Source organism: Comamonas sp. JNW (assembly GCF_003105075.1).
Taxonomy (GTDB): domain Bacteria; phylum Pseudomonadota; class Gammaproteobacteria; order Burkholderiales; family Burkholderiaceae_C; genus Comamonas; species Comamonas squillarum.
The window spans coordinates 119,027-142,676 of record NZ_QETI01000004.1 but is presented as its reverse complement, the minus strand read 5'-3'; the positions used below and the strand labels follow the sequence as shown (position 1 = coordinate 142,676).

Here is a 23,650-nt window from a genome sequence, read left to right as displayed (position 1 = left end):
GGATGAGACGCAAGGCGTCTTTTGCAGTCAATAGCGAGCTATTGACAAGGAAGACAACACAGCGAATCGCCCGAGCCCGCGTTCAGACCAAGGCAGGGAGTTTTGCAGAGCCTCCCTAAGAGGGGGACGACGGCACCGCTGCGGGGCGGCCCTTGCTGGCTGTCTCTTAGCTCGGGCATGCCAGTGTTGCAATCATCTTGAAAAACGACTGCTTTATGACGACCCCTTCGCAAGCACCCATCATTCGCCTCCAAGGCGTCGAGAAATGGTATGGCAACTTCCAGGTGCTGACCGATATCAACCTCGACGTGCGTGCCGGCGAGCGTATCGTCATCTGCGGGCCTTCGGGCTCGGGCAAGTCGACGATGATCCGCTGCATCAACCGGCTCGAAGCCATCCAAAAGGGCCAGATCACCGTGGACGGCACGGACCTGACGGGTGACAGCAAGGCGATCGACACCATCCGCAAGGAAGTGGGCATGGTGTTCCAGCAGTTCAACCTGTTCCCGCACCTGACGATTGTCGAGAACTGCATGCTGGCGCCAATGCGCTCGCGCGGCCTGAGCAAGGCCGAGGCGCAGGAGCGCGCGATGCACTACCTGACGCGGGTGCGCATTCCGGACCAGGCGGACAAGTACCCCAGCCAGCTGTCGGGCGGCCAACAGCAGCGCGTAGCGATTGCCCGCGCGCTGTGCATGGCCCCCAAGATCATGCTGTTTGACGAGCCCACCTCGGCGCTTGACCCCGAGATGGTCAAGGAAGTGCTGGACACCATGATCGGCCTGGCTGAAGACGGCATGACCATGCTCTGCGTGACCCATGAAATGGGCTTTGCCCGCAGCGTGGCCGACCGCGTGATCTTCATGGCCGACGGCAAGATCATCGAGCAAGGCCCACCGGCCGCGTTCTTTGACAACCCGCAGCACCCCAAGACCCAGCAGTTCCTGGGCCAGATTCTCAGCAACCATTGATGGTGTGGCGGCGCGGGGGGCGCGCCAGCGCCACGCCCCTGGGCCCGTACAACGCCCATGCCGCAACCGAACACTGTGCACCACGACTTCCTTGATCGCTGCTAGCGCCCCGCCGGCCGGCGGGCGCCAACGGCCACTACAGATAACAACCATGGCCTTGTCTTTGCAAAACGCGGGCTCGCCCGCGCTGATCTCCCTCACCTCGTTCGGCAATGCCGAAGTGCGCCGCCACGGCCAGCTCTACTTTGCCCGGCTCTCGCACCGCGCAGGTGCCAACGGCTATGAAGTGCGCGAAGAGCTGCTGCTGAATGCCGCCCAGGAACTGCCCGCGCTGGCCGCCTATGGCCGCGAGCACCAGCTGGACCTGGTCTACTCCTGCCCCCAGCCGCTGTTTGCGATGGACGGCAGCCTGAACACCGCCGCCGTGCAACACGCGATAGCCGCCAGCCATACCTTGGGCGCCACCTGGCTCAAGATGTCGATCGGCGGCTTTGCCAGCCAATCGGTCGCACATTCGGCCCAGGGCTTTGCGGCGCTCAAGAGCGCCATCGATGGCGCGGGCCTCACCTTGCTGATCGAGAACGACCAGACCACGGCCGCCGGCACCGTGCAGGCACTGCAGCGCTTCTTTGCCGCTGCCGATGCCGCTGGCCTGAGCTTGCCGATGACCTTTGACATGGGCAACTGGCACTACCTGGGCGAATGCGCGCTGCAAGCGGCCCAGCTGTTTGGCAGCCGCGTGGCCTATGTGCATGCCAAGGGCGTGCAACGCCTGCCCGCCAAATGGGTGGCCGTGCCGCTGGCCGAATCGGCCGCCGCCTGGCGCGCCATTTTGCGCGCGCTGCCCAGCGATGCACCCCGCGCCATCGAGTACCCGCTGATCGGCGACGACCTGGTCGCCGTCACCCAGCAGGAGCTGGCCGTGCTGCGCGACGCCACGGCACTGCAGGCCAAAGCCTCCTGATCAGCTCCCAACAAACCAACAGCTACCAGCACCCAAGAGAGACACGGCCATGACCACCAAGACCTTTGATGTCGCCACCTTTGGCGAAGCGATGATGCTGCTGATTGCCGACCGCGCCGGCCCGCTGGAGAACGCCGAGTTCTTTACCAAGCGCATTGCAGGCGCCGAGATCAATGTGGCCACCGGCATGGCACGCCTGGGCTTCAACACCCACTGGGCCAGCCGCCTGGGTGCCGATTCGATGGCGCGCTACCTCATCAACCAGATGAAGAGCGAAGGCGTGAACTGCGAGCATGTGGTGCTGGACCCGGCGCAAAAGACCGGCTTCCAGATCAAGGGACGCAGCGATGACGGCAGCGACCCACAGGTGGAATACCACCGCAAGGGCTCGGCCGCCAGCCTGATGACCCCGGCTGACATCGATGAGCCCTGGTTGGCCTCGGCCCGCCACCTGCACGCCACCGGCGTGTTTGCCGCGATCTCGCAGACCAGCCTGGCCACTGCCCAGCGCACGCTGCAAATCGCCCGCGCAGCGGGCAGCACCATCTCCTTTGACCCCAACCTGCGCCCCACCCTGTGGCAGGACGAGGCCACGATGCGCCGCGAGATCAATGCGCTGGCTGCGGGCGCCGACTGGGTCTTCCCCGGCCTGGCCGAAGGCGAGCTGCTGACCGGCCACAAAACGCCCGAAGCGGTGGCCCGGTTCTACCGCGACCAGGGCGCAAGCCTGGTCGTCGTCAAGCTCGGCGAAGCAGGTGCCTACTACGATGACGCCCAGGCCGGTACCGGCTATGTGGCCGGCTGCCCGGTCGAAAAGGTGGTGGACACCGTGGGCGCCGGCGACGCGTTTGCGGTGGGCGTTATCAGCGGCCTGCTCGACGGCCGCTCGGTGGCCGATGCCGTCAAGCGCGGCTGCTGGATTGGCGCGCTGCAGGTGCAGGTGCTGGGCGACTCCGAAGGCTTGCCGACCCGCGAAGCCTTGACCGCCGCCGGCTATTGATTTCAACGCATCCAGGAGCAGCAATGAGCAGCAACCGCCACCAGATTTTGGTTTTTCGTGAACTGCCCGAGGACCAACTGGCCCGCCTGCAAGCCGCGCATGACGTGACCGTGGCCAACCCGCGCGTCGCAGCGCAGCGCGATGCGTTTTTTGCAGCGCTGCCCCAGGCCCAGGCGCTGATCGGGTCGAGCTACCCGATCACCGATGCGCTGCTCGATGAAGCACCGCAGCTGCGGGTGATCTCCAGCATCTCGGTGGGGGTGGACAACTACCCGCTGGCATCGCTGCGCGAGCGCGGCATTGCGCTGTGCCACACGCCCGGCGTGCTGACGGAGACGACGGCCGACACCATCTTTGCGCTGCTGATGGCCACCAGCCGCCGCATTCCGGAGCTGGCGATGTATGTGCGCTCGGGCCAATGGCAGCGCAATATTGGCGAAGAGCTGTTTGGCTGGGATGTGCATGGCAAGACGCTGGGCATTCTGGGCATGGGCCGCATCGGCATGGCGCTCGCCCGGCGCGCGGCGCTGGGCTTTGGCATGCGCGTGCTCTACAACAACCGCAGCGTGGTGCCCGAGAGCGAATTGGGCACGCTGGCCGGCCAGGTGCATTATGTGGCGCGCGATGCGCTGATGCGCGAGGCAGATTTTGTCGTCTCCGTGGTGCCATCGACCCCCGAGACCAAGCACCTGCTGGGGGCTGACGCCTTTGCGATGATGAAGCCCAGCGCCATCGTCATCAACGGCTCGCGCGGCGCGATCGTCGATGAGGCCGCCTTGCTGCATGCGCTCGATACCGACCAGATCCGCGCCGCCGGCCTGGATGTGTTTGCCACCGAGCCGCTGCCGGTCGAATCGCCCCTGCGCACCCATGCCAAGGTGGTGGCACTGCCGCATATCGGATCGGCCACGCACGAGACCCGCCACGCGATGGCCGAGATGGCGACCAGCAACCTGCTGCAGGTGCTGGCGGGTGAGAAGCCTGCAGGCGGGTTTGATCTGAGCCAGGCCTGAGCTGAGGGAGACGGGCCAAGCGCAGGAGCGCCCGCATAATGGCCGCTCGGCATTCTGGTGTCCAGCACGGCGCCAGCGGCCACCCACTTTCTCGTCTTGTCTCCTGACTGCGGCATGCCTTCGACTCTCCAGGTTCTCTCCCTCGCCTCCCCCTCTGCCGGCTACCGCCGCATCCGCTTTGCCGGCGCGCAGCTGGCGCCTTTTTGCCAGCACGACAACATCCACTGCCGCCTGGTGTTTCCAGCGCCGCAACGCGACGGAGCCAGCAGCACACGCGTCTACACCGTCCGCGCCTTCGATGCCGATGCGCAATGGCTGGAGATCGATTTCTTGCTGCATGCCGATGCCGGCCCGGGCGCCTGCTGGGCCCAGCAGGCGCAGGTCGGCGACTGTGTCGAGATCCTCAAACCCGGTGGCCGCACGGCCCGCATTGCCGACTGGATGGTGCTCGCTGGTGACGACAGCGCGCTGCCCGCACTGGCCCGCATCGCAGAGCGGCTGCCTGCCAGCACGCGCGGCCATGTGGTTTGCGAGATAGCCGACCCGCAGGACGCGATCGACATACGCCTGCCACCCGGCATGCAGTGGCATTGGCTGTACCGCGCAGGCGCAGCTGCAGGCACCGGCGAGCAGCTGCAGCGGGCGGTGCAAGCACTGGATTGGAGCGCCGCAAAAGCTACTGAAGGCGCCAGCCGCTTTTTATGGGTAGGCGCCGAGTTTGCCACCGCGCAGGCGCTGCGCGCCTGGGCAGTGGACAGCCTGGGGCTGGGCAAGCAGGAGCAGCTGATCGTGGCCTACTGGCGCCGGGGTATGAGCGAGAACGAGCTGCGCGCGCCCAAGGCGGACCTGGAAAAAACCTAGACCCTGTTTTTAGATCTCCGCCGAGCGCGAAATATGCCGGCGCAGCAGCGCCGCGGCATAGTCGGCATCGCCTTCCTTGAGCGCCTTGAGAATGCCCAGGTGGTCGGTGCAGGCCTGGCGGATGTGCTGCTCGCTCAAATGGCTGAAATGCGCAAACTCCGAGATCTTGCGCAGCGAGTTCTGCCGGCGCACCGACTCGATCAAAAAGCGGTTGCGCGACCAGGACACCAGCGTTTCATGAAAATTCGCATTGGCCTTGAACCACACATCCTGGCGCAGCTGCTCAACGGGCATCTGCAAGATATCTGACTGCTCGCGGAACAGCTGCTGCAGCTGCTCGGGATCGGGCGCAAAGTCCGCCATCTTGAGTGCGCCGCATTCGACGATCAAGCGGAAGTCATAGCTCTCATGCACGGCCTGGGGGTTGTCCAGGCTCTCGGTAAAACGCCAGCCATGGCCGGGCAGGCGCTCGGTCAGGCCCTCGGCGGCAAAGCGCATCAGCACGCGGCGCACGGCGCCCCGGGTCACGCCAAACAGCTCCACCAGCTGCGCCTCGGAGACTTCGCCGGCCAGCTGGCCACTGGCGCGGTGGTTCATGATCTGGCTATACAGCGCCTCGGCCTCAGAAGGGGGCACCAGCTGCTCCAGCGCATCGTCGCCATCGGGCACGCGCTCGACCCGAAAACCCCGGCCCGGGTGGTAGGCCACCAGGCCCTGGGCCGTCAGCAGCATCAGCGCCTGGCGCACCGGCGTGCGCGAGACCTTGAGCTCATCGGCCAGGTGCAGGTCGGAGATGCGGTCGCCCACGCGCCAGCGGCCGCCATGCATCAGCGCCGTCAGCTGGCGCGCGACGTCGATCTGCAAAGAACTCAGCGATTGCTTCAAACCGATTCTCCCCTGGGTAGTGCTGCTGCGGCCCGCGCCTGCGCAATGCGGCGGCAGTGGCGGTGGCGCGCAGCATCTTGTTTTTGCCGGCCAGCCCCGAGCATACGCGCCAGGCTTCCCGTCTTGGCAGCATCCTTCATCGTAGTTTCCCTAAGTTTTGTTTGATTCTATAAAAAACAAATTGACAGTCAATGACCACGAAATTAATGTATTAAAAGTTCACAAAACACAAAAGGAAAAAGATGTCGCCGTTTCCACTCGTCACGCTGTCTGGCGCCCCCCAAGCCCGTGGGCGCCAGTATGGCGCGGCGCTCAAAGACCGCATTGCCCGCAGCGCAGCCCTCTACGGCGGCGCGCTGGAGAAGTACGGCATCAGTGCCGCACACAAGGCCGCGCTGATCGCCGAGTACGCCCAGAAGATCGCCGCCTTTGACGAGAACTACCTCGAAGAAATGCGCGGCATTGCCGAAGGATCGGGCGTTGCGCTCGACGACATCGTGATGATCAATGCCCGCACCGAGGTGGTGGCCCTGGCGCGCGCCCAGTCCACCAAGCCCGTCGATGACGAGCTGGACGACGGCTGCACCGGCGCCATGCTGCTGCCCGAGCGCAGCGCCTCGGGCAACCTGATCCATGGCCAGAACTGGGACTGGCGCGCCGAATGCGCCGAGACCGGCGTGGTGCTGCGCGTGCGCCAGGACCATGGCCCCGACTACCTGACCTTTGTCGAAGCCGGCGGCCTGGCCCGCAGCGGCCTCAACGCCGCAGGCATCTCGATCACCGCCAACTACCTCGAATGCGAGCGCGACTACACCAAGCTGGGCATTCCGCTGGGCCTGATCCGCCGCAAGGTGCTGGAGCAGGAACACTTTGCGCTGGCCGCCAAGGCGGTGGCCACCACGCCCAAGTCCTGCTCCAACAACATCATGGTGGCATCGGCCGCGGGCTTTGGCATTGACTTTGAATGCGCGCCCGACGAGGCCTTCCCGCTCTACCCCGAGGACGGCATGATCGTGCACGCCAACCACTGGGTCAGCCCGGTGGCGCTGGCCAAGCTGCGCGACACCGGCATCCCCCATGTGCCCGAGAGCTTTTACCGCGACTGGCGGGTGCGCAAGATCCTGCAGGAGCAAGGCCGCCTGCTGACGCGCGAATCGCTGAAGAAGGCGCTGTTTGACGACTTCCTCTCGCCGTATGCGGTATGCCGCCCACCGCGCCCCGCCGATGGGGGCAACCTGACCGCCACCGTCGCGATGATCGTCATGGAGCCGGCGCTGGGCATCATGGAGATCGCGCCGCTGCCGGCCATCAACCGCCAGTTCACCACCTACCGCCTGCATGGCGATGGCGCGGCTGAACCTTCTGCCGCCGCCGCTGCGGCGCTGGAGCACTGAGCGCCATGTGGAAATTCGCTGCCACCCGCATCGGCATGGCGATTCCGACCTTGGTGATCGTGGCGCTGGCCGTCTTCATTCTGGTGCGCCTGATCCCCGGTGACCCGGCAGCGCTGATGCTGGGTGACTCGGCCGATGCCGCATCGCTGGCGGCCCTGCGCGAGCAGCTGGGCCTCAACGCCAGCCTGCCCACGCAGTTCCTGGTCTGGTCCGGCCATGTGCTGCAGGGCGACCTGGGCCAGTCCATCTCCAACCGCCAACCGGTCGCCGCGCTGATCTGGGAGCGCTTTGCCGTCAGCGCCCAGATCGTGCTGCCTGCCGTGCTGCTGGCTACGCTGGTCGCCGTGCCGCTGGGCATGCTGGCCGCCTGGCGCCAGGGCCGCCTCACCGACCTGGCGCTGGTCGCCACCGCCACCTTGCTGCTGTCGCTGCCAGCCTTTTGGATGGGGCTGCTGCTCTTGATGTTCTTCGCGCTCAAGCTGGGCTGGTTTCCGGTGGTCGGCTTTGTCGCCTTTGGCGAGAACCCGCAGCAGGCGCTGCTCTACCTGGTGCTGCCCATCACCACCTTGCTGCTCCATGAGATCGGTGTGATCCTGCGCATGACCCGCGCTTCCACGCTGGAGGTGCTGCACCTGGACTACATCACCCATGCCCGCGCCAAGGGCCTGAGCGAGATGACGGTGATGCTGCGCCATGCGTTCAAAAGCGCCTTTGGCCCCACCTGGACCCTGCTGGGCCTGATTCTGGGCAACCTGCTCGCCGGGGTGGCGGTGATCGAGACCGTGTTCACCATTCCCGGTCTGGGCCGTCTGCTGGTTGATGCGATCTTTGCCCGCGACTACCCGCTGATCCAGGGCTGCCTGCTCTTCATCGCCAGCATCTATGTCCTGGTAAACCTCTTTGTGGACCTGCTCTACCCCATTTTTGACCCCAGGGTGGCCGCATCATGAACCGCCGCTCCCTCTCCTTCTGGCTGGGCGCTGGCCTGGTCTCCGTGGTGGTCGTCGTGGCCTTGCTGGCCACGTTCTGGACGCCGTATGACCCGCTCAAGCTGGACTTCAAGACCCGCCTGGCAGCGCCCGGCTGGCAGCACTGGATGGGCACCGACGAGCTGGGCCGCGATGTGCTCAGCCGCCTGATGCGTGGCACCGCCACCAGCATCCGCATCAGCCTCAGCACCGTGTTTCTGGCCACCTTCTTTGGTGTTCTGATTGGCGCGCTCAGCGGCTACCTGCGCGGCTGGCCCGACCGCATCCTGATGGCCATCAACGATGCGCTGCTGGCCTTCCCGGGCCTGTTGATGGCGCTGGGCCTGCTGGCGGTGTTTGGCGCCAGCACCAGCGGCATCATCATCGCGCTGGCACTGGCCTATGCGTCATCGGTGGTGCGGGTGGTGCGCGGCACGGTGCTGGGCCTGCGCGAGCGTGATTTTGTGCGTGCCTCGCGCGTCATGGGCAACTCCGAGACCTACACCTTGCTGCGCCATGTGCTGCCCAACTGCATTGCACCGGTGATCGTCATGGCCACCTCCATGTGTGGCTGGATCATCCTGGCCGAGAGCTCGCTGAGCTTTCTGGGCCTGGGCGTGGCGCCACCGGCACCCACCTGGGGCAACATGCTGGCGGGCAGCCGCTCCTATGTCAGCCAGGCGGCCTGGCTGGCGATTTTCCCAGGGCTGGCGATCTCGCTGGCACTGCTGGGCATCAACCTGCTCGGCGACGCCCTGCGCGACCGGCTCGACCCACGCATGCGGAGGCGCGTATGACCCCATCCCCTACCCTGCTGCAGATCCAGAATCTGAGCCTCTCGGCCGGCGCCGGCAAACTGGTGGTGCGCAATGCATCCTTGCAGCTGGCCGCTGGCGAGATTGTCGGCATTGTCGGTGAATCGGGCTCGGGCAAGACCATGCTCAGCCGCGCCGTGATGCGGCTCACGCCCCATGCCATCAGCCGCAGCGCGGGCGACATCCTGCTGGACGGCCAGTCGCTCTATGCGATGAACGAGCGCCAGCTGCGCGCTGTGCGCGGCCCGCGCGTGGCCATGGTGTTCCAGGAGCCGATGACCTCGCTCACGCCCACCCTGAGCATTGGCGAGCAGCTGCTCGAAGGCCTGCGCATGCACCTGCCCCAGGCGCGCGAAGAGCACATGCCGCGCATCCACGCGATGCTCGAGCGCGTGGGCCTGCGCGATACCCAGCGCATCCTGAGCGCGTTTCCGCATGAGTTCTCGGGCGGCATGCGCCAGCGCATCATGATCGCCTCGGCCATGCTGCTGCGCCCGGCGCTGCTGATTGCCGACGAGCCCACCACGGCGCTGGACGCCGTGGTGCAGCGCGAGGTGATGGAGATGATGCTGGAGCTGACGCGCGAGAACGGCACCGCTGTGCTGCTGATCAGCCATGACCTGCCGATGGTGGCCCGCTACGCGGACCGCATGGTGGTGATGAAGCAGGGCGACATCGTCGAGACCGGCCCCACCGCCCAGGTGCTGGCCGCCCCCGCGCATGACTACACGCGCCAGCTGCTGCGCACCCTGCCCCAGCGCCGCGCACCGCGCCAGATCGACCGCACGGCCCCGCTGATGTCGGCCCGCGACCTGGTGCTGGAGTTTGGCGGCCGCCAGCGCTGGTTCCGCAAGGGGGCACCGGCGCGCGTGCTCAAGGGCATCAGCCTGGATATCTTCCCCGGCGAGGTGGTGGCCGTGGTCGGCGAATCGGGCTCGGGCAAGACGACGCTGGGCATGATCCTGTCGGGCCTGCTGCAGCCCACCAGCGGCAGCCTGCGCTACAAGGGCCAGCCCTTGCTGCCGGGCAGCCCGGGCTTCAAGGACTACCGCTACAACTGCCAGATGGTCTTCCAGGACCCCTACTCATCGCTCGACCCGCGCATGACGGTGCAGGCCCTGGTGGCCGAGGCGCTGCGCATGGCCGAGGGCCTGAGCGCCAGCGACAAGCGCGAGCGCGTCCAGCAGGCGCTGGCCGATGTGGGGCTAGGCGGCGATTTTGCGACACGCTACCCGCATGAGCTCTCGGGCGGCCAACGCCAGCGCGTGGCCATTGCCCGGGTGCTGGTGCGGCGCCCCGCGCTGATGATTGCCGACGAGGCGGTCTCTGCGCTCGATGTGACGGTGCGCGCCCAGGTGCTGGACCTGCTGGCCGAGCTGCAGCAGCGCTATGGCTTCTCGTGCCTGTTCATCAGCCACGACCTGGGCGTGGTCGAGCAGATTGCCGACCGGGTCATCGTCGTGCAAGGCGGGGTGATTGCCGAGCAGGGCACGCGCGACGCCGTGTTTGACGAGCCGCAGAACCCCTATACGCGCCAGCTGCTCGATGCCATCCCGATGCTGCAGGCGACGCCCGATGGCGGCGTGCACCTGCGCTGGCGCCATGCCAACGCCCATGCGGACAACGCCGCCTGCCATGCCTAAAAATTCAGCAAACTTTCAGGAGTCCTTTATGTCATCCCCTCCCGCCCGCCAGGGTCACGGCATCCAACTGAGCTTTTACGACTTTGGCGCCACCACCTTTTTTGCCAGCCAGTTCGACCAGCGCTTCAGCTACTGCCTCTACGTGCCCAAGAACTACAGCGAAAGCGAGGACAAGCTCTATAACCTGGCGGTGATCGTGCACGGCACGGGCCGCACCGCCAGCCAGTACCGCGACCGCTTTGCCGACTTTGCCGACCGCAATGACTGCATCGTGCTGGCGCCGCTTTTCCCCGCCGGCATTGGCGTGGCGGGCGATCTGGCCAACTACAAGCGCATTCTTTTCCATGGCATCCGCTATGACCAGGTGCTGCTGTCCATGGTCGATGAGGTGGCGGCCAAGTACCGCGTGCGCAGCCAGCGCTTTTTGATGTACGGCTTCTCGGGCGGCGGCCAGTTCTGCCAGCGCTTTTTTCTGCTGCACCCCGAGCGCCTGCAGGCCGTCTCGATTGGCGCGCCGGGCGTGGTCACCCTGCTCAACACCGACTACGACTGGTGGGTGGGCGTGCGCGATATCGAGCAGCGCTTTGGCCGCACGCTCAACCTGGCCGCGATGCGCGAGGTAGCCGTGCAGACCATCATCGGCACGGCCGACACCGCCACCTGGGAGATCACCATTCCGCGCGACAGCGCGCTGTGGATGGATGGCGCCCAGCTGCAGGGCGACAACCGCATCGAGCGCATCACCGCGCTGGCCGACAGCTTTGCCGCGCATGGCATCCGCGTGCAGCGCGACACCGTGCCCGGCATTGCGCACGAGCCCTTCAAGGTCATCGAGCCGGTCGAGGCCTTCTTGCAGCAGTGCCTGCGCACGCCGCAAGCTGCCTCGGTGTAAGAACCTGTTCCAAGCCCCCACGCCACCGTCCCCACCACCACAAGGAAGACCATGCCCACCAGCCGCTCTCTTTGGTCGCCCGCGCTGCTTGCCGCAGCCTGCGCGCTCAGTGCCCACAGCCAGGCCGCCGGCGCCCCCGATATGCTGCGCGTGGCGCTGCATGCCGATATCGCCAGCGTCAACCCCGGTGTCAACCGCGACGCCAACTCCGACATGGTGATGGCCCATGTGGTCGAGGGCCTGGTGGCCTATGGCGAGGACCTGACCATCAAGCCCATGCTGGCCAGCAGCTGGAAGGCCAATGACGACAGCACCAGCTACGACTTCAAGCTGCGCCCGAATGTGCGTTTTCACAATGGCAAGACCTTGTCGGCCGCCGATGTGGTGTGGAACTTCAAGCGCTACCTCGATCCCAAGACCAACTTCCAGTGCATCAACCGCTACAACGGCAAGATCGGGCCGGCGCTGCAGGAGGTGAAGGCGGTCGACGCGCAGACCGTGCGCTTCAGCTTCTCGGCGCCTGCGCCCAACTTCTTGATGACCCTGGCCACCATCCAGTGCACGCCCTGGATCATCCATCCTGACTCGGTAGCTGCCAACGGCAGCGTCAGCCAGGTGATCGGCACCGGCCCCTACAGCTTTGCCGAGAAGCAGACCGGCCGCTACACCGAGCTCAAGCGCTTTGCCGACTACAGCGCGCTGCCCGGCGCGCGCGATGGCTATGCCGGCAACAAGCAGGCCAGCATTGCCACCTTGCGTTTTGTCACCGTGCCCGATGCCAGCACCCGCTCCAACGGCGTGCTCTCGCGCGACCTCGATGTCATCGACGATGTGGACCCCGACACCATCAAGGTGCTCAAGGACAAGGGCGTGCAGGTGGAGGTGCAACCCACCCCGAGCTGGGTGGTGCTGCAGCTGCAGACCGAGGCGCCGGCGCTCAAGGATGTGCGCATGCGCCAGGCGATTGCCAAGGCGCTGAGCCTGCCCGATGTGGCCGAAGCCGCCGGCAAGGGCCTGTTCACGCCCAACCCCTCGGTGATATCGCCGCTCAGCCCCTACTACGACCAGCGCAGCAAGGCCTGGCCCGGCTATGACCCGGTGGGCGCCAGCGCACTGGCCAAGCAGGCGGGCTACAAGGGCCAGCCCATCACGCTGCTGGTGGCCAACCGCCAGGAGCGCGTGCAGCTGGCCACCATCTTGCAGGCGCTGCTGGGCTCGGCCGGCATCAACATCGACATCAAGGTGCGTGACTGGGCCTCGCAGCTCGATCTGTACGGCAAGGGCCAGTACGAGCTGGCCATCTTTGCCTACTCGGCGCGGCTCGATCCCTTGCTGATGTATGAATCGCTGATCGGCGACAAAAAGGCCGAACCCACCCGCCAGTGGGACGATGCGCAGGCCTCGGCCTTGCTCAAGCAGGTGGCGATGGAGCGCGACCCGGCCCGCCGCAAGGACCTGTTCAACCAGCTCCATGCGCTGATGGCCAAGGAGGTGCCGATCATCGGCCTGTACAACCTGCCCGTCGTCACCGCGATGGCGCCCAGCATCAAGGGCTACAAGGGCTGGCCCGCCGGCACGCACCGCTTCTGGGGCGTGACCCGCGCCGTGCCCTAAAGCCGCCTCTGCGCGTGGCCAGAACTGCCTGGTTCTGCCACGCGCCCGCCTCTTTCCCCGCATTCCGCTCTCTGCGTTTCACACCCTGTATGTCTTTTTCTGCAACCGACTACCGCCTGGCCGACGCCATGGCACTGGCCCAGGCCATCCGCGCTGGTGCGCTCACCCCCCAGGCGGCGGTGGACCATGCCTTTGACGCCATCGAGCGCTGCAACCCCCAGCTCAATGCCGTGATCCTGACGATGCGCGCGCAGGCCGAGGAGCAACTGCGCCAGCTGCCCGCCAATGCGCCGCTGCGCGGCGTGCCGGTGCTGCTCAAGGACGACTGCCCCAGCTATGCCGGGGCGGCGATGTCCTATGGCTCGCGCGCGGCGCTGGGCCATGTCTCGACCACCGACCACACCCTCGTGCGCCGCTACCAGCAGGCGGGCATGGTGATCGTCGGCAAGACCAATCTGCCCGAGTTCTCGGCCAATGTGGCCACCGCGCCCAGCCTGCATGGCCGCACCCTGAACCCCTGGAGTGCTGCGCACAATGTGGGCGGCTCCTCGGGGGGCTCGGCTGCGGCGGTGGCCGCCCGCATGGTGCCGCTGGCCTATGGCAATGACGGCGCGGGCTCGATCCGCATACCGGCGGCCTGCACGGGGCTGTTTGGCCTGCGCCCCTCGCGCGGCCGCGTGGCCTGCGGCCCCGTCTCCAGCGAGAACTGGGGCGGTCTGGTGAGCCACCATGTGCTCACGCGCAGCGTGCGCGACTCGGCCCTGATGCTGGACCTCACTGATGCGCTGGAGCCCGGCTCGCTCTATGCCGCGCCCGCCAAGGCCGAAGCCTTTAGCCAGGCGCTGCTGCGCCCGCCCGGGCGGCTGCGCATTGGCGTGCTGCAGGATGCGGACCCGGCCCAGGCGCTGGATGGCGACATCCTGCAGCGCCTGCAGGACACGCGCCGCCTGCTGCAGGAGCTGGGCCATGCGACCGAAGAGGCGCACTGGAACTTTTCGCACAGTGATCTGGCCGCTGCTTTTAGCCGCATCATTGCCGCCTACACCGCGCTGGAAGTGGATGACCTGGTGCGCAGCACCGGCAGGCCAGCGACGGCGGAGTTCTTTGAACCGGTGAACCTGGGCCTGGCCGAGCAAGGGCGGCGTCTGGGCGCTGTCGAGCTGTTGGGCGCGCGCAATACCTGCAACAGCATCGCCCGGCGCATGGGCGAGATGTTTGGCCGCTATGACCTGCTGCTCTGCCCGGTAATGCCGACCCTGCCCCAGGGCCTGCAGGCGCTCGATGTGCGCCAGCCCGATGCGCAGCACTTCATGCAGGAGTTCATGGATGCGACCGTGTTCACCCGCCCGGCCAATGCGGCCGGCGTGCCCGCGATGAGCGTGCCGCTGTGGCAAAGCGCCAGCGGCCTGCCCATGGGCATGCAGTTCATCGCGCCCTATGGCGCAGAAAGCCGGCTGCTGCAGTTGGCCGCGCAGCTGGAGCAGGCCCTGCCCTGGGACCCGCGCCTGCCCCCCGTCCACGCTTGATTCCAGATCCCTATGCTCTACACCAAACCCTATTACCAACCCCAGCAGCCCGCTCAGATCAAGGAGCTGGTCGACCGCGTGGTGCTGGGCACCCTGGTCACGCCGCACAGCGAAGGCGTGGCGCTGTCCCACCCGGTGTTCCGGCTCGACACCACGCGTGGCGCACTGGGCACCGTGGTCTCGCACGTGGCATCGGCCAGCGACCATGTGCGCTTTCTGCGCCAAGGGCTGCCGAGCATCGCCATCCTGATGGACCCGGGCGGCTATATCTCGCCGTCCTGGTACCCCAACTACCCGCAGCGCGACAGCGCGCCGACCTGGGGCTTTCAGGTAGTGCACCTGCATGGCACGCCGCGCATGCTGGAAGAAGATGAACTCGTCGCCCACCTGCAGGACCTGGTAGGCCATATGGAGCGTGGCCGCCGCTGCCCCTGGGACAGCAGCGAGCTGGGCCCCGGCGGCATGGAGCGGCGCCTGCCCGGCATTGTGGGCTATGAGATGCCGGTGGTGCGCTGTGAAGCCAAGTTCAAGCTCGGCCAGGACGAACGCCCGGCCGACATGCGCGGCGCCGTCGAGCGCCTGCGCGAGCAGAACCAGCATGCGCTGGCCGATACCATAGAGCAGCACTGCCAACTCCAACAACCATGACCACCCCAGACAAACAGACCGACCCCATCGCCGATGCCATTGCGCGCCACCACAGCGGCCTCAGCGCCGTGCCGGAGGCCGCCGCCTTCCATGCCTGGGTGGCGCAGCAGCGCGGCAGCTGGAGTGGGCTGCTGCCCGGCCTGGCACAGGCGCGCATGGGCCATATCGATTTCCGCAGCCCGGATTCGGCCGTGGCCGCCGCCAGCGCCAGCATGGACCGCGAGAGCGCCATCCGCGCCTATGAGGACCTGCAGCAGCGCCAGGGGTTTGAGATGGGTGTGGGCCACTGGATGGAGCAGCGCTGCGTCTACCAAAGCAGCAACTACGCATCCACCCGCCTGGCGGGCGCGATGCGCGACTGCCACCTGGGCCTGGACCTGTTTGCGCCCGCAGGCACCGCGCTGCGGCTGCCGCTGGCCGCAGAGGTGGTGGTTGCGGAGGTGCGTGATATCCGGCTGGACTATGGCGGCATGCTGGTGCTGCGCCACCAGGGCCCTGCACACCCTCAGTTTTTCAGCATCTGGGGACATCTGAGCCATGCATCGGCCCGGCGCTGGCAGCCGGGCGATCAGATTGCCGCAGGTACCGAGTTTGCCCAGCTGGGCGACTTTGCTGAAAACGGCTGGTGGCTGCCCCATCTGCACCTGCAGCTGTGCCTGCTGCGCCTGCCCGACTTCAGCGACGCACCCGGTGTCGGCGAGCAGGCCTTTGCGCCGGTCTGGCAAGACATCTTCCCCAACCCGGCGCCGCTGCTGCGCGCCGATGATGAGGCGCTGCGCAGCTAATTACTGTGCGGCTGGGTCGCAGCGCACCTGGTTCATATAGATCGAGCAGTTGTACTTGTTGCCCTGAAAGCTCGCCTGGTAGCGCGTCGATTCGCGCTGGCGGTCAAAGCCAAAGACCTGCACATGGGCCTCGGTGCTGCTGAAGTAGTTGGCGGTTTTCTCGGCGATCACCTGGTCCGACAGCACCGCATTGCTGCCAATGGGCGCCACCACATCGCAGCCCTGCAAGGCCAGCACGGCCACGCACAGGGCGGGCCAGGCGGCCAGGGGCAAAGACTTGCGCAAGATGGAGGGGGTCATGGAGGCATCCTGTAGGTAGCGGCAATGCGCTACTGTCTCACATCCCGTCGGTCCTGTCAGGAGGTGGTGCGTCAGGCTGCTTGCGCTTCGGCAGGCACGGCAGCCGAGCGCGCATTCCAGCGATGCCAGGCCTTTTCATGGAAGAAAAAGGCAAAGGCCTGCACCGTGGGCTCGAGCAAGCTCAACGTGAGCGAGGCAATCAGGTTGCCGGTGACGGCATAGGCCACCATCGCAGCCACCGTGATGTGGATCAGGTAGTAGCTGGCGGTCTTTTTGAGGGTTTGGCGGTTGTTCTGCAGGCTGCGGCGGAGGGAGGACATGGCGGGCTCTTTCTTGCAATGAGGGCCACTAACACAACCCTTGATACGTCGTTGCCTGGCCGGCCGCGCCAAGCCTTGCCGTACTACTGTACTGTCTGCGGCTTGGCGCCTAGTCTCAACCGCAAACCTTTGGTTTGCTGGGTCGTGTTAGCGGCCCTAAATCAATGACAGTGCTGTAAATGATATTTATTAGCAATGGCAAAGGCCAATGAATCCTCGCTAAAAACAGCATAGGTCAGCGCAATGCCTGCCGTCACGGGCAGGCGGCCCGCGCGCCAAGGCCTGCGCTATGATGCGGTGCGGTTGCCGACCGGGCGACGTAATAACACCTCCATAACAAGCCAGACGACCTATGACGACGGACCAGCAACGCAGCTATACGGCACCCTGCCCGGGCTGCGGTGCGCCTGTGGAATTTGCCAGCGCCCAGTCCGCCTTCGCCGTCTGCCCGTATTGCCAAAGCGCCATCGTGCGCAATGGCGATATCTTGAAGCGCATCGGCAAGATGGCCGAGGTCTTCAACGACTACAGCCCGCTCAAGCTGAACCAGACCGGCCAGTTTGCCAAGGGCAGCCAGGGCAAGCCGGAGGGCTTTCGCCTGGTGGGCCGGCTGCAGTACAAGGGGGAGACCGGCAGCTGGAACGAATGGCTGGCACTGGGCGACAGCGGCGAGACCGCCGTCATCAGCGAGGACAACGGCCAGTTTGTGCTGAGCCGCGCGAGCCAGGCCCCCACCAAGAACCTGCCCCCCGCCGACCGCTGGCAGCCGGGCCAGCGCATTGCGATCAGCGGCGTGCAGTACAGCGTGACCAGCGTGGTGCTGGCCCAGCTGATGGCGGCCGAGGGCGAGATGCCGCACCAGCCCGAGCTGGGCAAGCCCTTTACCGTGGTGGAGCTGCGCACCGAAGACGACAAGGTGCTGTCCATCGACTACAGCGAGCAGCCCCCTGCCGTCTACCTGGGCGCGCCGGTGCTGCTGGGCTCGCTCAAGATTGCAGGGCTGCGGCCCACGTCCACCAAAAAGGACCAGGGCCGGCACTTCAACTGCCCGCGCTGCGCGGCGCGTGTCGACATCAAGCTGGACACGACCCAGGCCCTCACCTGCCCGAGCTGCGGCTCGCTCATCGATGTCTCGCAAGGCATTGGCGGCGAGCTGCGCGCGGCGATGCAGAAAGACCCGGTCAAGCCCCTGGTGCCGCTGGGCAAGATAGCGACGCTGGCCGGCAGCAAATGGCAGTTGGTGGGCTTTCAGCACCGCATGGGGATCGAACCCGATGACGACGAGTACTTTGGCTGGGATGAGTACCTGCTCTACCACAGCCAGCAGGGCTTCCAGTTTCTGGTCAACAGCAGCGAAGGCTGGAGCCTGGTCAAGACGCTGACCGGCGCGCCCGACTACCGCGCAGGGCGCAGCACGGCGACCTGGAAGCAGCAGACCTACCAGCTGCAATCGCGCTACCGCGCCGAGACCACCTATGTGCTGGGCGAGTTCTACTGGCCGGTGGCCCGGGGCGACAAGACCGACAATGTGGACTTTGCCCGTGGCAAGGATGGCGCGCAGCTGCTGAACCTGGAGCAAAGCGCGCGCGAGCTGAGCTGGTCGCTGGGCCGCAAGATGACGCCCGAGTCGGTCGCAGCCGCCTTTGGCATGAGCGACCAGCTGGCGCTGTTCAAGCCCGAGACCAGCAGCTTTACGGTGCCCAAGCTGGGCTGCATGCCCATCATCATTGGGCTGTTCCTGCTGTTCTTTTTGCTGATCTGGTTGTGGCCCAAGGGCTGCGATACTGCGCTGGAGCGGCGCAAACTGGCCGCCGACCCGACCTATGTGAGCAAGTGCAGCACCAGCACGGGCAGCGGCCGGTCATCGAGCGGTTCCTGGGGTGGCTACAGCTCCGGCGGCAGCCACAAATAAACAATGGCTGGCAACAGCACTGCGCAGAGCCCAACCCGGGCGCGCATTTGACGAAGGAGAGAGTTGTGATGGATTTGGAATGGTTCCGCCCTGCGGCGTTTTTTGGCTCCATCCTGTTCGCCATGGTGGGCGTGGTGGTCTTCTGGCTGTGCTTTCTGATCATCGACAAGATCACCCCCGTGGACATGTGGGCCGAGATTGTGGAAAAGCAGAACCTCGCGCTGGGCGTGGTGGTGGCGGCGATGAGCCTGGGCATCAGCATCATCGTGGCAGCGGCCATCGGCTAGCGCCTGTTCGTGCCACGCCAGCTGCTGCGGCTGGCATGGCCACTACCGCCGTCGCCCGTTGATGATCGCTGTTGGCCACGGATGGCCGCTGCTGCAGCGCCTGGCATCTGCGCGGGCGATTGGCCCTTTTTTCCTGTTAGCCCACGCTGCTGGTGCCCGCGCGCCTGGCACCGTCCCTGCACTGTTCGCCCGTGTCGACCTCCAGCCCTGACAACCCCTCTGCCAACGCTTCCCCCCCAGCATCGCCCAGCCCGCGCCCCGATGGCGCTTTAGGCAGCGATCACGCGCTGGAGTTTGGCCACGCCGCCCTGCCGGAAAGCGGCGTGCGGCGCGCCAGCCCGCTGGAAGTGGCGATGCTGTTCAGCGTCTTTGTGGTGGCGGCCTGTGGCCTCTTGTACGAGCTGGCCGCAGCGGCGCTCGCGTCCTACCTGCTGGGTGATTCGGTGCTGCAGTTCTCCACCATCATCGGCACCTATCTGTTTGCGATGGGCATCGGCTCCTGGCTGTCGCGCTACCTGGTGCGCGAGCTGCCGGCGCATTTTCTGCGCATCGAGCTGATGGTGGCGCTGGTGGGCGGGGCCTTGCCTGCCGTGCTGTCCATCATCAACGCCTATGTGCCCAGCGCCTTCCACTGGATGCTGTATGGCACGGTGCTGGTGGTGGGCACCCTGGTGGGGCTGGAGATACCGCTGGTCATGCGCATCCTCAAGCGCAATGTGGTGCTGCGCGATCTGGTATCGAAAGTGCTGACCTTTGACTACCTGGGCGCGCTGGCGGTGTCGCTGGCCTTCCCGCTGCTGCTGGTGCCGCACCTGGGCCTTATCCGCACCGGGCTGGTGTTTGGCCTGCTGAACGCCTTGGTGGCGGTGTGGGCGCTTTTTCTCTTCAAGGAAGAGCTGCGCCGCTTTGGCAGCCATGTGCTGGCCTGCGGCCTGGTGATTGCCGCCTTGCTGGGCGGCCTGGTGGGCGCCGAGCGGCTGACGTCGCTGACCGAGGACCACTTCTACCAGGAGCCCATTGTGCTGGCGCGCACCACACCCTACCAGCGCATTGTGGTGACCCAGGGCAAGCGCGGCGCGCGCCTGTACCTGAACGGCAACCTGCAGTTTGCCCAGAGCGATGAATACCGCTACCACGAGGCCCTGGTGCACCCGGTGATGAGCCGCTTTGGCGCGCCGCGCAAGGTGGCGGTGTTTGGCGGTGGCGACGGCATGGCCGTGCGCGAAGTGCTCAAGTACCCCTCGGTCGAATCGGTGACCCTGGTCGAGCTGGACCCGCAGATGACCGACCTGTTCCAGAACGTGCCGAGCATGCAGGCGCTCAACAGCAATGCCTTGAACGACCCCAAGGTGCGCATCATCAATGCCGATGCCTTCCAGTGGCTGCAGAAGGCCGACGAGGTGTTCGATGTGATCATCGTGGACTTCCCCGACCCGACCAATTTTGCAGTGGGCAAGCTGTTCACCAACAGCTTCTACGCAATGCTGAGCCAGCATTTGGCGGCCAGCGGTTTTGCGGTGATCCAGACCACCTCGCCGCTGATTGCGCGCGAGAGTTTCTGGACCGTGGTGACCACCGTCGAATCGGTGGGCATGCAGGCCACGCCCTACCACGCCCATGTGCCCAGCTTTGGCGAATGGGGCTTTGTGATTGCCAGCCGCCGCCCCTGGAGCCTGCCGACCACCTTGCCCGAAGGCATGCGCTTTTTGAGCCTGCCCAGCCTGCCGCTGTTGTTTGACTTTCCGCCCGACATGGCGCGGGTGCCGACCGAGGTGAACCGCCTGTCCAACCAGGTGCTGGTGCACACCTATGAGCGCGAATGGGGCAAGGTGGCGCACTGACATGATGGCCTGCCACCCTTGCCCACTGCGGACCGCCCAGTGATGCAGCGCCGCTCCGTCCTGAAAGGCGCCGCGGCGCTGGCTGGCAGCAGCGCGCTGGCCGGCTGCAAGCCCGCGCCACCCAGCACCAGCACAGCCCATATCCAAGGCGGCTTTGTGGGCCAGGCCTGGGAGCGCGGCCATGCGATGCGCGACCGCCTGGCACAAGGCCTGCCGCTGCCCGCGCCCAGCCGTACTCACCGCGTGCAGGTGCTGATTGCCGGCGGCGGCATTGCCGCGCTATCGGCCGCCCGCGCCTTGCGGCTGGCAGGCGCCAGCGATGTGGCCCTGCTGGAGCTGGAAGACCAGGCCGGCGGCAACAGCCGTGGCGGCACGGTGCAGGGCCTGCGCTGCCCCTTGGGCGCCCACTACGTGCCGGTACCTGGCGACAGCGCGCCCGAGGTGCAGGATCTGCTGGAAGAACTGGGTGTGCGCCAGCGCGTAGCTGGCCGCTGGCAGTACAAGGACGAGTACCTGTGCTTTAGCCCGCAGGAGCGCCTTTTTATCCATGGCGAATGGCAGGAAGGCCTGCTGCCCACGCAGGACGTGGCCGCCAGCACCATCGCCCAGTACCAGCGCTTTGCCCAGCTGGTGGACAGCGCCATGCGCGCGCAGCCCTTCAGCATGCCGGTGATGCGCAGCTGGCAGGCCCAAGGCGGCCTGGCCCCCGCCCACCAGGCGCTGGATGCGATCCCTTTTGACACCTGGCTGGCCCAGCACCAGCTGGACGACCCGCTCCTGCGCTGGTATCTGGACTATGCCTGCCAGGACGACTTTGGCGCCGGCTGCGTCCAGGTATCGGCCTGGGCGGGCCTGCACTACTTTGCCAGCCGCCACGGCTTTCAGGCCCCGGGCATGCCAGACGACGCGCACGACAGCGTGCTGACCTGGCCGCAGGGCAATGGCTGGCTCAGCGAGCAGCTGAGCGCCCCGGTGCAGGCCGCCGGCTGGCTGCACAGCGGCCACACGGTGATGCGGATCGCCGAGACGCGCCAGGGCGTGGAGATCAACAGCTTCAACCACGCGAGCCAAAGCATGGAGCGCTGGCAGGCTGCGCACTGTATCGTGGCGCTGCCGACCTTTATCGCGGCCCATGTGGTGCAGGACCCACCCGACTTTCTGCGCGCCGCCGTGCAGGCATTGGATTGGGCACCCTGGCAGGTGACCAATGTGCATATCCGCGCCCCACTGCGCGACCGCCCCGGCGCCGAACTGGCCTGGGACAATGTGCTGTACGACGATGTGGCCCACGGCGGCCTGGGCTACGTCAACGCAGGTCACCAGCGCCTCAATGCCATGCAGCAGCTGCCCACGGTGCTGACCTGCTACCGCGCCTTGGGCGGCAACGCGCCTGGCGCCAGCGCCCGCAGCGCCCGCCAGCAACTGCTGGCCCAAACTTGGGAAGCCGCCCGCGACCAAACCCTGGCGACGCTTGCCCGCGCGCACGCCGACATCTACGAAAAAACCACCCATGTCGAGGTCATGCGCTACGGCCACGCGATGGCCATTCCCCGCCCCGGCACCCAAACCGTGCTGAGCCGCATCGGCCAGCCCGCCACCAGCGCCAAGCGCCCAGCGCGGATCAACGGCGAACGCCTCCAAGCCCTGCCCACCCCGAGCACCGGCCGCCTGCATTTTGCGCACAGCGACTGGTCGGGGTATTCGGTGTTTGAGGAGGCGTTTACGCGGGGGTTGTATGCGGGGACGGCAGCGGTACGGGGGTGATGGAGGCAGCTGCGCATGCACATTGGGAGCCATGCCTCACGCCGGCAAGTGAAGCGCATGACTGAGATGCAGCAGGCGCTGGTAAGCTCCTTTGCTCACAAAAAAAGCAGGGGTTCCTCTACCGGACGCGAGGCGTCCCGATCAATCTGCCTGGACTTTTGCCGACTTGACCACCGCCTCCCATTTCTTGCGGTCTTGGGCGATGGTCTTGGCAAACTCCTGCGGGCTGCTGTACAGCGGCTGGATGCCGTAGGGTTTGAGTGAATTTTCCATCGACGGCTCGCGCATCACCTTCACCAACTGACGGTTGAGGTAGGACACGATCTCCGGAGAGGTCCCGGCCGGCGCCAAAACGCCCAGCCACAGCGAGACGTCATAGTCCTTGAAGCCTGCAGTCTCAGCCATGGGCGGCACCTCCGGCATGGCCGGCATGCGCTCACGTGACGTCACCGCCAGCGGGCGCAGCTTGCCGCTCCTGGTGTACTCGCCAAAGAGCGACGCGGTATCGAAAGTCATGTCGATGCGCCCAGCAATCAGGTCGGGAAGCCCGGCTGAGCTGCCCTTGTAGGGAACATGCTGCATGTCCACCCCGGCGATCGATTTGAACAGCTCGCCCGACAGGTGGCTGCTGGTGCCGTTGCCCGCAGAGCTGAAACTCAGCCCACCCGGCTTCTTGCGCGCCAGCGCCACCAGCTCGGCCACCGATTTTGCGGGCACCTGCGGATTCACCACCAGCAGGTTGGCAGTGACATGCGTCAGGCCCACCGGCGCAAAGCTGGTGGCCGGATCGTATTTGAGGTTGGGATAGAGGCTGGGATTGATGGTCAACACCCCCATCGTCGAGTACAGCAGCGTGTAGCCATCCTTGGGGGCATTGGCAACAGCCTCGGCACCGATACTCCCGCCTGCGCCAGCCTTGTTATCCACGATCACCGGCTGCCCCAGCGCCTCTGCCAGCTTCTGCGCCATACCGCGCGCCATCTGGTCGGTGGCGCCGCCTGCCAGGAAAGGCACAACGAGGCGGATGGGCTTATTCGGGTAGCCACCCGGGCCCTCATCCGCCTGCACTCCAGTCACTGCCACAGCGGCCAAAGCGGCCAAAGCGAATCCGGCGATGAATTTCTTGCATTGCATTTGATGTCTCTCCATTTCTTATGCGCTGTATTGCCACGGCGGACCAGCACTGCTCCGAGTGTAGGCACAGCACAGCCCAATACCAGCCAAGCTGCGGCAAGGCTGGCATGCAT

22 protein-coding genes are annotated in these 23,650 nt (G+C 66.1%); 18 read left to right on the top strand and 4 right to left on the bottom strand.

Translation table 11 applies throughout. The features are described from left to right. Window positions 1-215 precede the first annotated feature (215 nt). The 5 genes from DCO45_RS08150 (at window position 216) to DCO45_RS08130 (ending at window position 4,809) form a co-directional block, all read left to right on the top strand. The gene (locus tag DCO45_RS08150; RefSeq protein WP_021027999.1) at window positions 216-971 is read left to right on the top strand and encodes an amino acid ABC transporter ATP-binding protein; all 756 of its coding nucleotides are present in this window, start codon (window positions 216-218) and stop codon (window positions 969-971) included. Window positions 972-1,122: 151 nt separating this feature from the next. Beyond that, entirely contained in the window at window positions 1,123-1,935 is an 813-nt protein-coding gene (locus DCO45_RS08145) for a TIM barrel protein (RefSeq protein WP_116925376.1), read from the top strand. 49 nt (window positions 1,936-1,984) lie between these two features. Beyond that, the gene (locus DCO45_RS08140) at window positions 1,985-2,935 is read left to right on the top strand and encodes a sugar kinase (protein WP_116925375.1); all 951 of its coding nucleotides are present in this window, start codon (window positions 1,985-1,987) and stop codon (window positions 2,933-2,935) included. 23 nt (window positions 2,936-2,958) lie between these two features. After that, the gene (locus tag DCO45_RS08135) at window positions 2,959-3,948 is read left to right on the top strand and encodes a D-glycerate dehydrogenase (RefSeq protein WP_116925374.1); all 990 of its coding nucleotides are present in this window, start codon (window positions 2,959-2,961) and stop codon (window positions 3,946-3,948) included. Window positions 3,949-4,062: 114 nt separating this feature from the next. Next, window positions 4,063-4,809, top strand: a complete 747-nt coding sequence (locus tag DCO45_RS08130) for a siderophore-interacting protein (protein WP_116925373.1) — start codon at window positions 4,063-4,065, stop codon at window positions 4,807-4,809. 9 nt (window positions 4,810-4,818) lie between these two features. Here DCO45_RS08130 and DCO45_RS08125 read toward each other — a convergent pair whose 3' ends face one another. Next, window positions 4,819-5,694, bottom strand: coding sequence for a GntR family transcriptional regulator (locus tag DCO45_RS08125; RefSeq protein ID WP_232539490.1), 876 nt, complete (start codon window positions 5,692-5,694; stop codon window positions 4,819-4,821). A gap of 242 nt (window positions 5,695-5,936) precedes the next feature. Between DCO45_RS08125 and DCO45_RS08120 the strand changes: the two genes are divergently transcribed. From DCO45_RS08120 to DCO45_RS08080, 9 genes are all read left to right on the top strand, one after another. After that, window positions 5,937-7,088, top strand: a complete 1,152-nt coding sequence (locus tag DCO45_RS08120) for a C45 family peptidase (protein ID WP_116925372.1) — start codon at window positions 5,937-5,939, stop codon at window positions 7,086-7,088. A gap of 5 nt (window positions 7,089-7,093) precedes the next feature. Further along, entirely contained in the window at window positions 7,094-8,038 is a 945-nt protein-coding gene (locus tag DCO45_RS08115; protein WP_116925371.1) for an ABC transporter permease, read from the top strand. Then, entirely contained in the window at window positions 8,035-8,853 is an 819-nt protein-coding gene (locus tag DCO45_RS08110; protein WP_116925370.1) for an ABC transporter permease, read from the top strand. The genes DCO45_RS08115 and DCO45_RS08110 overlap by 4 nt, the downstream gene beginning before the upstream one ends. Next, window positions 8,850-10,514: an ABC transporter ATP-binding protein gene (locus DCO45_RS08105; protein ID WP_116925369.1), complete on the top strand. Its 1,665-nt coding sequence runs from the start codon at window positions 8,850-8,852 to the stop codon at window positions 10,512-10,514. The genes DCO45_RS08110 and DCO45_RS08105 overlap by 4 nt, the downstream gene beginning before the upstream one ends. Before the next feature lie 28 nt (window positions 10,515-10,542). Continuing rightward, on the top strand, window positions 10,543-11,406 hold the full coding sequence (locus tag DCO45_RS08100; protein ID WP_116925368.1) for an alpha/beta hydrolase: 864 nt from the start codon (window positions 10,543-10,545) through the stop codon (window positions 11,404-11,406). A gap of 51 nt (window positions 11,407-11,457) precedes the next feature. Then, window positions 11,458-13,020, top strand: coding sequence for an ABC transporter substrate-binding protein (locus DCO45_RS08095; RefSeq protein WP_116925367.1), 1,563 nt, complete (start codon window positions 11,458-11,460; stop codon window positions 13,018-13,020). Between the two features lie 89 nt (window positions 13,021-13,109). Next, on the top strand, window positions 13,110-14,546 hold the full coding sequence (locus DCO45_RS08090; protein ID WP_116925366.1) for an amidase: 1,437 nt from the start codon (window positions 13,110-13,112) through the stop codon (window positions 14,544-14,546). A 12-nt stretch (window positions 14,547-14,558) separates the two neighbouring features. After that, window positions 14,559-15,194, top strand: coding sequence for an FMN-binding negative transcriptional regulator (locus DCO45_RS08085; protein WP_116925365.1), 636 nt, complete (start codon window positions 14,559-14,561; stop codon window positions 15,192-15,194). Then, window positions 15,191-15,979, top strand: a complete 789-nt coding sequence (locus tag DCO45_RS08080; protein ID WP_116925364.1) for a peptidoglycan DD-metalloendopeptidase family protein — start codon at window positions 15,191-15,193, stop codon at window positions 15,977-15,979. Before DCO45_RS08085 ends, DCO45_RS08080 begins: the two co-directional genes overlap by 4 nt. Here DCO45_RS08080 and DCO45_RS08075 read toward each other — a convergent pair whose 3' ends face one another. Continuing rightward, window positions 15,980-16,279 carry a hypothetical protein gene (locus DCO45_RS08075; protein WP_116925363.1) on the bottom strand — a complete coding sequence of 100 codons (300 nt, stop codon included), beginning with the start codon at window positions 16,277-16,279 and terminating at the stop codon, window positions 15,980-15,982. It abuts the gene before it with no gap. A gap of 71 nt (window positions 16,280-16,350) precedes the next feature. Next, complete coding sequence (locus DCO45_RS08070) at window positions 16,351-16,599, bottom strand: DUF2061 domain-containing protein (RefSeq protein ID WP_116925362.1); 249 nt, start codon at window positions 16,597-16,599, stop codon at window positions 16,351-16,353. 352 nt (window positions 16,600-16,951) lie between these two features. On the opposite strand from DCO45_RS08070, the gene DCO45_RS08065 reads away from it, so the two are divergent. From DCO45_RS08065 to DCO45_RS08050, 4 genes are all read left to right on the top strand, one after another. Beyond that, the gene (locus tag DCO45_RS08065) at window positions 16,952-18,511 is read left to right on the top strand and encodes a DUF4178 domain-containing protein (RefSeq protein ID WP_116925361.1); all 1,560 of its coding nucleotides are present in this window, start codon (window positions 16,952-16,954) and stop codon (window positions 18,509-18,511) included. Between the two features lie 68 nt (window positions 18,512-18,579). Next, on the top strand, window positions 18,580-18,798 hold the full coding sequence (locus DCO45_RS08060; RefSeq protein WP_021027983.1) for a DUF350 domain-containing protein: 219 nt from the start codon (window positions 18,580-18,582) through the stop codon (window positions 18,796-18,798). Between the two features lie 353 nt (window positions 18,799-19,151). Continuing rightward, complete coding sequence (locus DCO45_RS08055; RefSeq protein WP_116925517.1) at window positions 19,152-20,639, top strand: polyamine aminopropyltransferase; 1,488 nt, start codon at window positions 19,152-19,154, stop codon at window positions 20,637-20,639. A 42-nt stretch (window positions 20,640-20,681) separates the two neighbouring features. Beyond that, on the top strand, window positions 20,682-22,403 hold the full coding sequence (locus DCO45_RS08050) for an FAD-dependent oxidoreductase (RefSeq protein WP_116925360.1): 1,722 nt from the start codon (window positions 20,682-20,684) through the stop codon (window positions 22,401-22,403). A 141-nt stretch (window positions 22,404-22,544) separates the two neighbouring features. On the opposite strand, the gene DCO45_RS08045 is transcribed toward DCO45_RS08050, so the two are convergent. Beyond that, window positions 22,545-23,537: a tripartite tricarboxylate transporter substrate binding protein gene (locus DCO45_RS08045; protein WP_116925359.1), complete on the bottom strand. Its 993-nt coding sequence runs from the start codon at window positions 23,535-23,537 to the stop codon at window positions 22,545-22,547. Window positions 23,538-23,650: the final 113 nt, after the last annotated feature.

Bases quoted from the DNA above. Each gene is read 5' to 3' on its own strand.
- DCO45_RS08115 (WP_116925371.1), top strand. From the start codon at position 7,094: ATGTGGAAATTCGCTGCCACCCGCATCGGCATGGCGATTCCGACCTTG.
- DCO45_RS08085 (WP_116925365.1), top strand. From the start codon at position 14,559: ATGCTCTACACCAAACCCTATTACCAACCCCAGCAGCCCGCTCAGATC.
- DCO45_RS08145 (WP_116925376.1), top strand. From the start codon at position 1,123: ATGGCCTTGTCTTTGCAAAACGCGGGCTCGCCCGCGCTGATCTCCCTC.
- DCO45_RS08100 (WP_116925368.1), top strand. From the start codon at position 10,543: ATGTCATCCCCTCCCGCCCGCCAGGGTCACGGCATCCAACTGAGCTTT.
- DCO45_RS08055 (WP_116925517.1), top strand. From the start codon at position 19,152: ATGCTGTTCAGCGTCTTTGTGGTGGCGGCCTGTGGCCTCTTGTACGAG.
- DCO45_RS08070 (WP_116925362.1), bottom strand. From the start codon at position 16,599: ATGTCCTCCCTCCGCCGCAGCCTGCAGAACAACCGCCAAACCCTCAAA.
- DCO45_RS08135 (WP_116925374.1), top strand. From the start codon at position 2,959: ATGAGCAGCAACCGCCACCAGATTTTGGTTTTTCGTGAACTGCCCGAG.
- DCO45_RS08045 (WP_116925359.1), bottom strand. From the start codon at position 23,537: ATGCAATGCAAGAAATTCATCGCCGGATTCGCTTTGGCCGCTTTGGCC.
- DCO45_RS08060 (WP_021027983.1), top strand. From the start codon at position 18,580: ATGGATTTGGAATGGTTCCGCCCTGCGGCGTTTTTTGGCTCCATCCTG.
- DCO45_RS08130 (WP_116925373.1), top strand. From the start codon at position 4,063: ATGCCTTCGACTCTCCAGGTTCTCTCCCTCGCCTCCCCCTCTGCCGGC.
- DCO45_RS08110 (WP_116925370.1), top strand. From the start codon at position 8,035: ATGAACCGCCGCTCCCTCTCCTTCTGGCTGGGCGCTGGCCTGGTCTCC.
- DCO45_RS08105 (WP_116925369.1), top strand. From the start codon at position 8,850: ATGACCCCATCCCCTACCCTGCTGCAGATCCAGAATCTGAGCCTCTCG.
- DCO45_RS08065 (WP_116925361.1), top strand. From the start codon at position 16,952: ATGACGACGGACCAGCAACGCAGCTATACGGCACCCTGCCCGGGCTGC.
- DCO45_RS08120 (WP_116925372.1), top strand. From the start codon at position 5,937: ATGTCGCCGTTTCCACTCGTCACGCTGTCTGGCGCCCCCCAAGCCCGT.
- DCO45_RS08050 (WP_116925360.1), top strand. From the start codon at position 20,682: ATGCAGCGCCGCTCCGTCCTGAAAGGCGCCGCGGCGCTGGCTGGCAGC.
- DCO45_RS08075 (WP_116925363.1), bottom strand. From the start codon at position 16,279: ATGACCCCCTCCATCTTGCGCAAGTCTTTGCCCCTGGCCGCCTGGCCC.
- DCO45_RS08095 (WP_116925367.1), top strand. From the start codon at position 11,458: ATGCCCACCAGCCGCTCTCTTTGGTCGCCCGCGCTGCTTGCCGCAGCC.
- DCO45_RS08090 (WP_116925366.1), top strand. From the start codon at position 13,110: ATGTCTTTTTCTGCAACCGACTACCGCCTGGCCGACGCCATGGCACTG.
- DCO45_RS08150 (WP_021027999.1), top strand. From the start codon at position 216: ATGACGACCCCTTCGCAAGCACCCATCATTCGCCTCCAAGGCGTCGAG.
- DCO45_RS08080 (WP_116925364.1), top strand. From the start codon at position 15,191: ATGACCACCCCAGACAAACAGACCGACCCCATCGCCGATGCCATTGCG.
- DCO45_RS08140 (WP_116925375.1), top strand. From the start codon at position 1,985: ATGACCACCAAGACCTTTGATGTCGCCACCTTTGGCGAAGCGATGATG.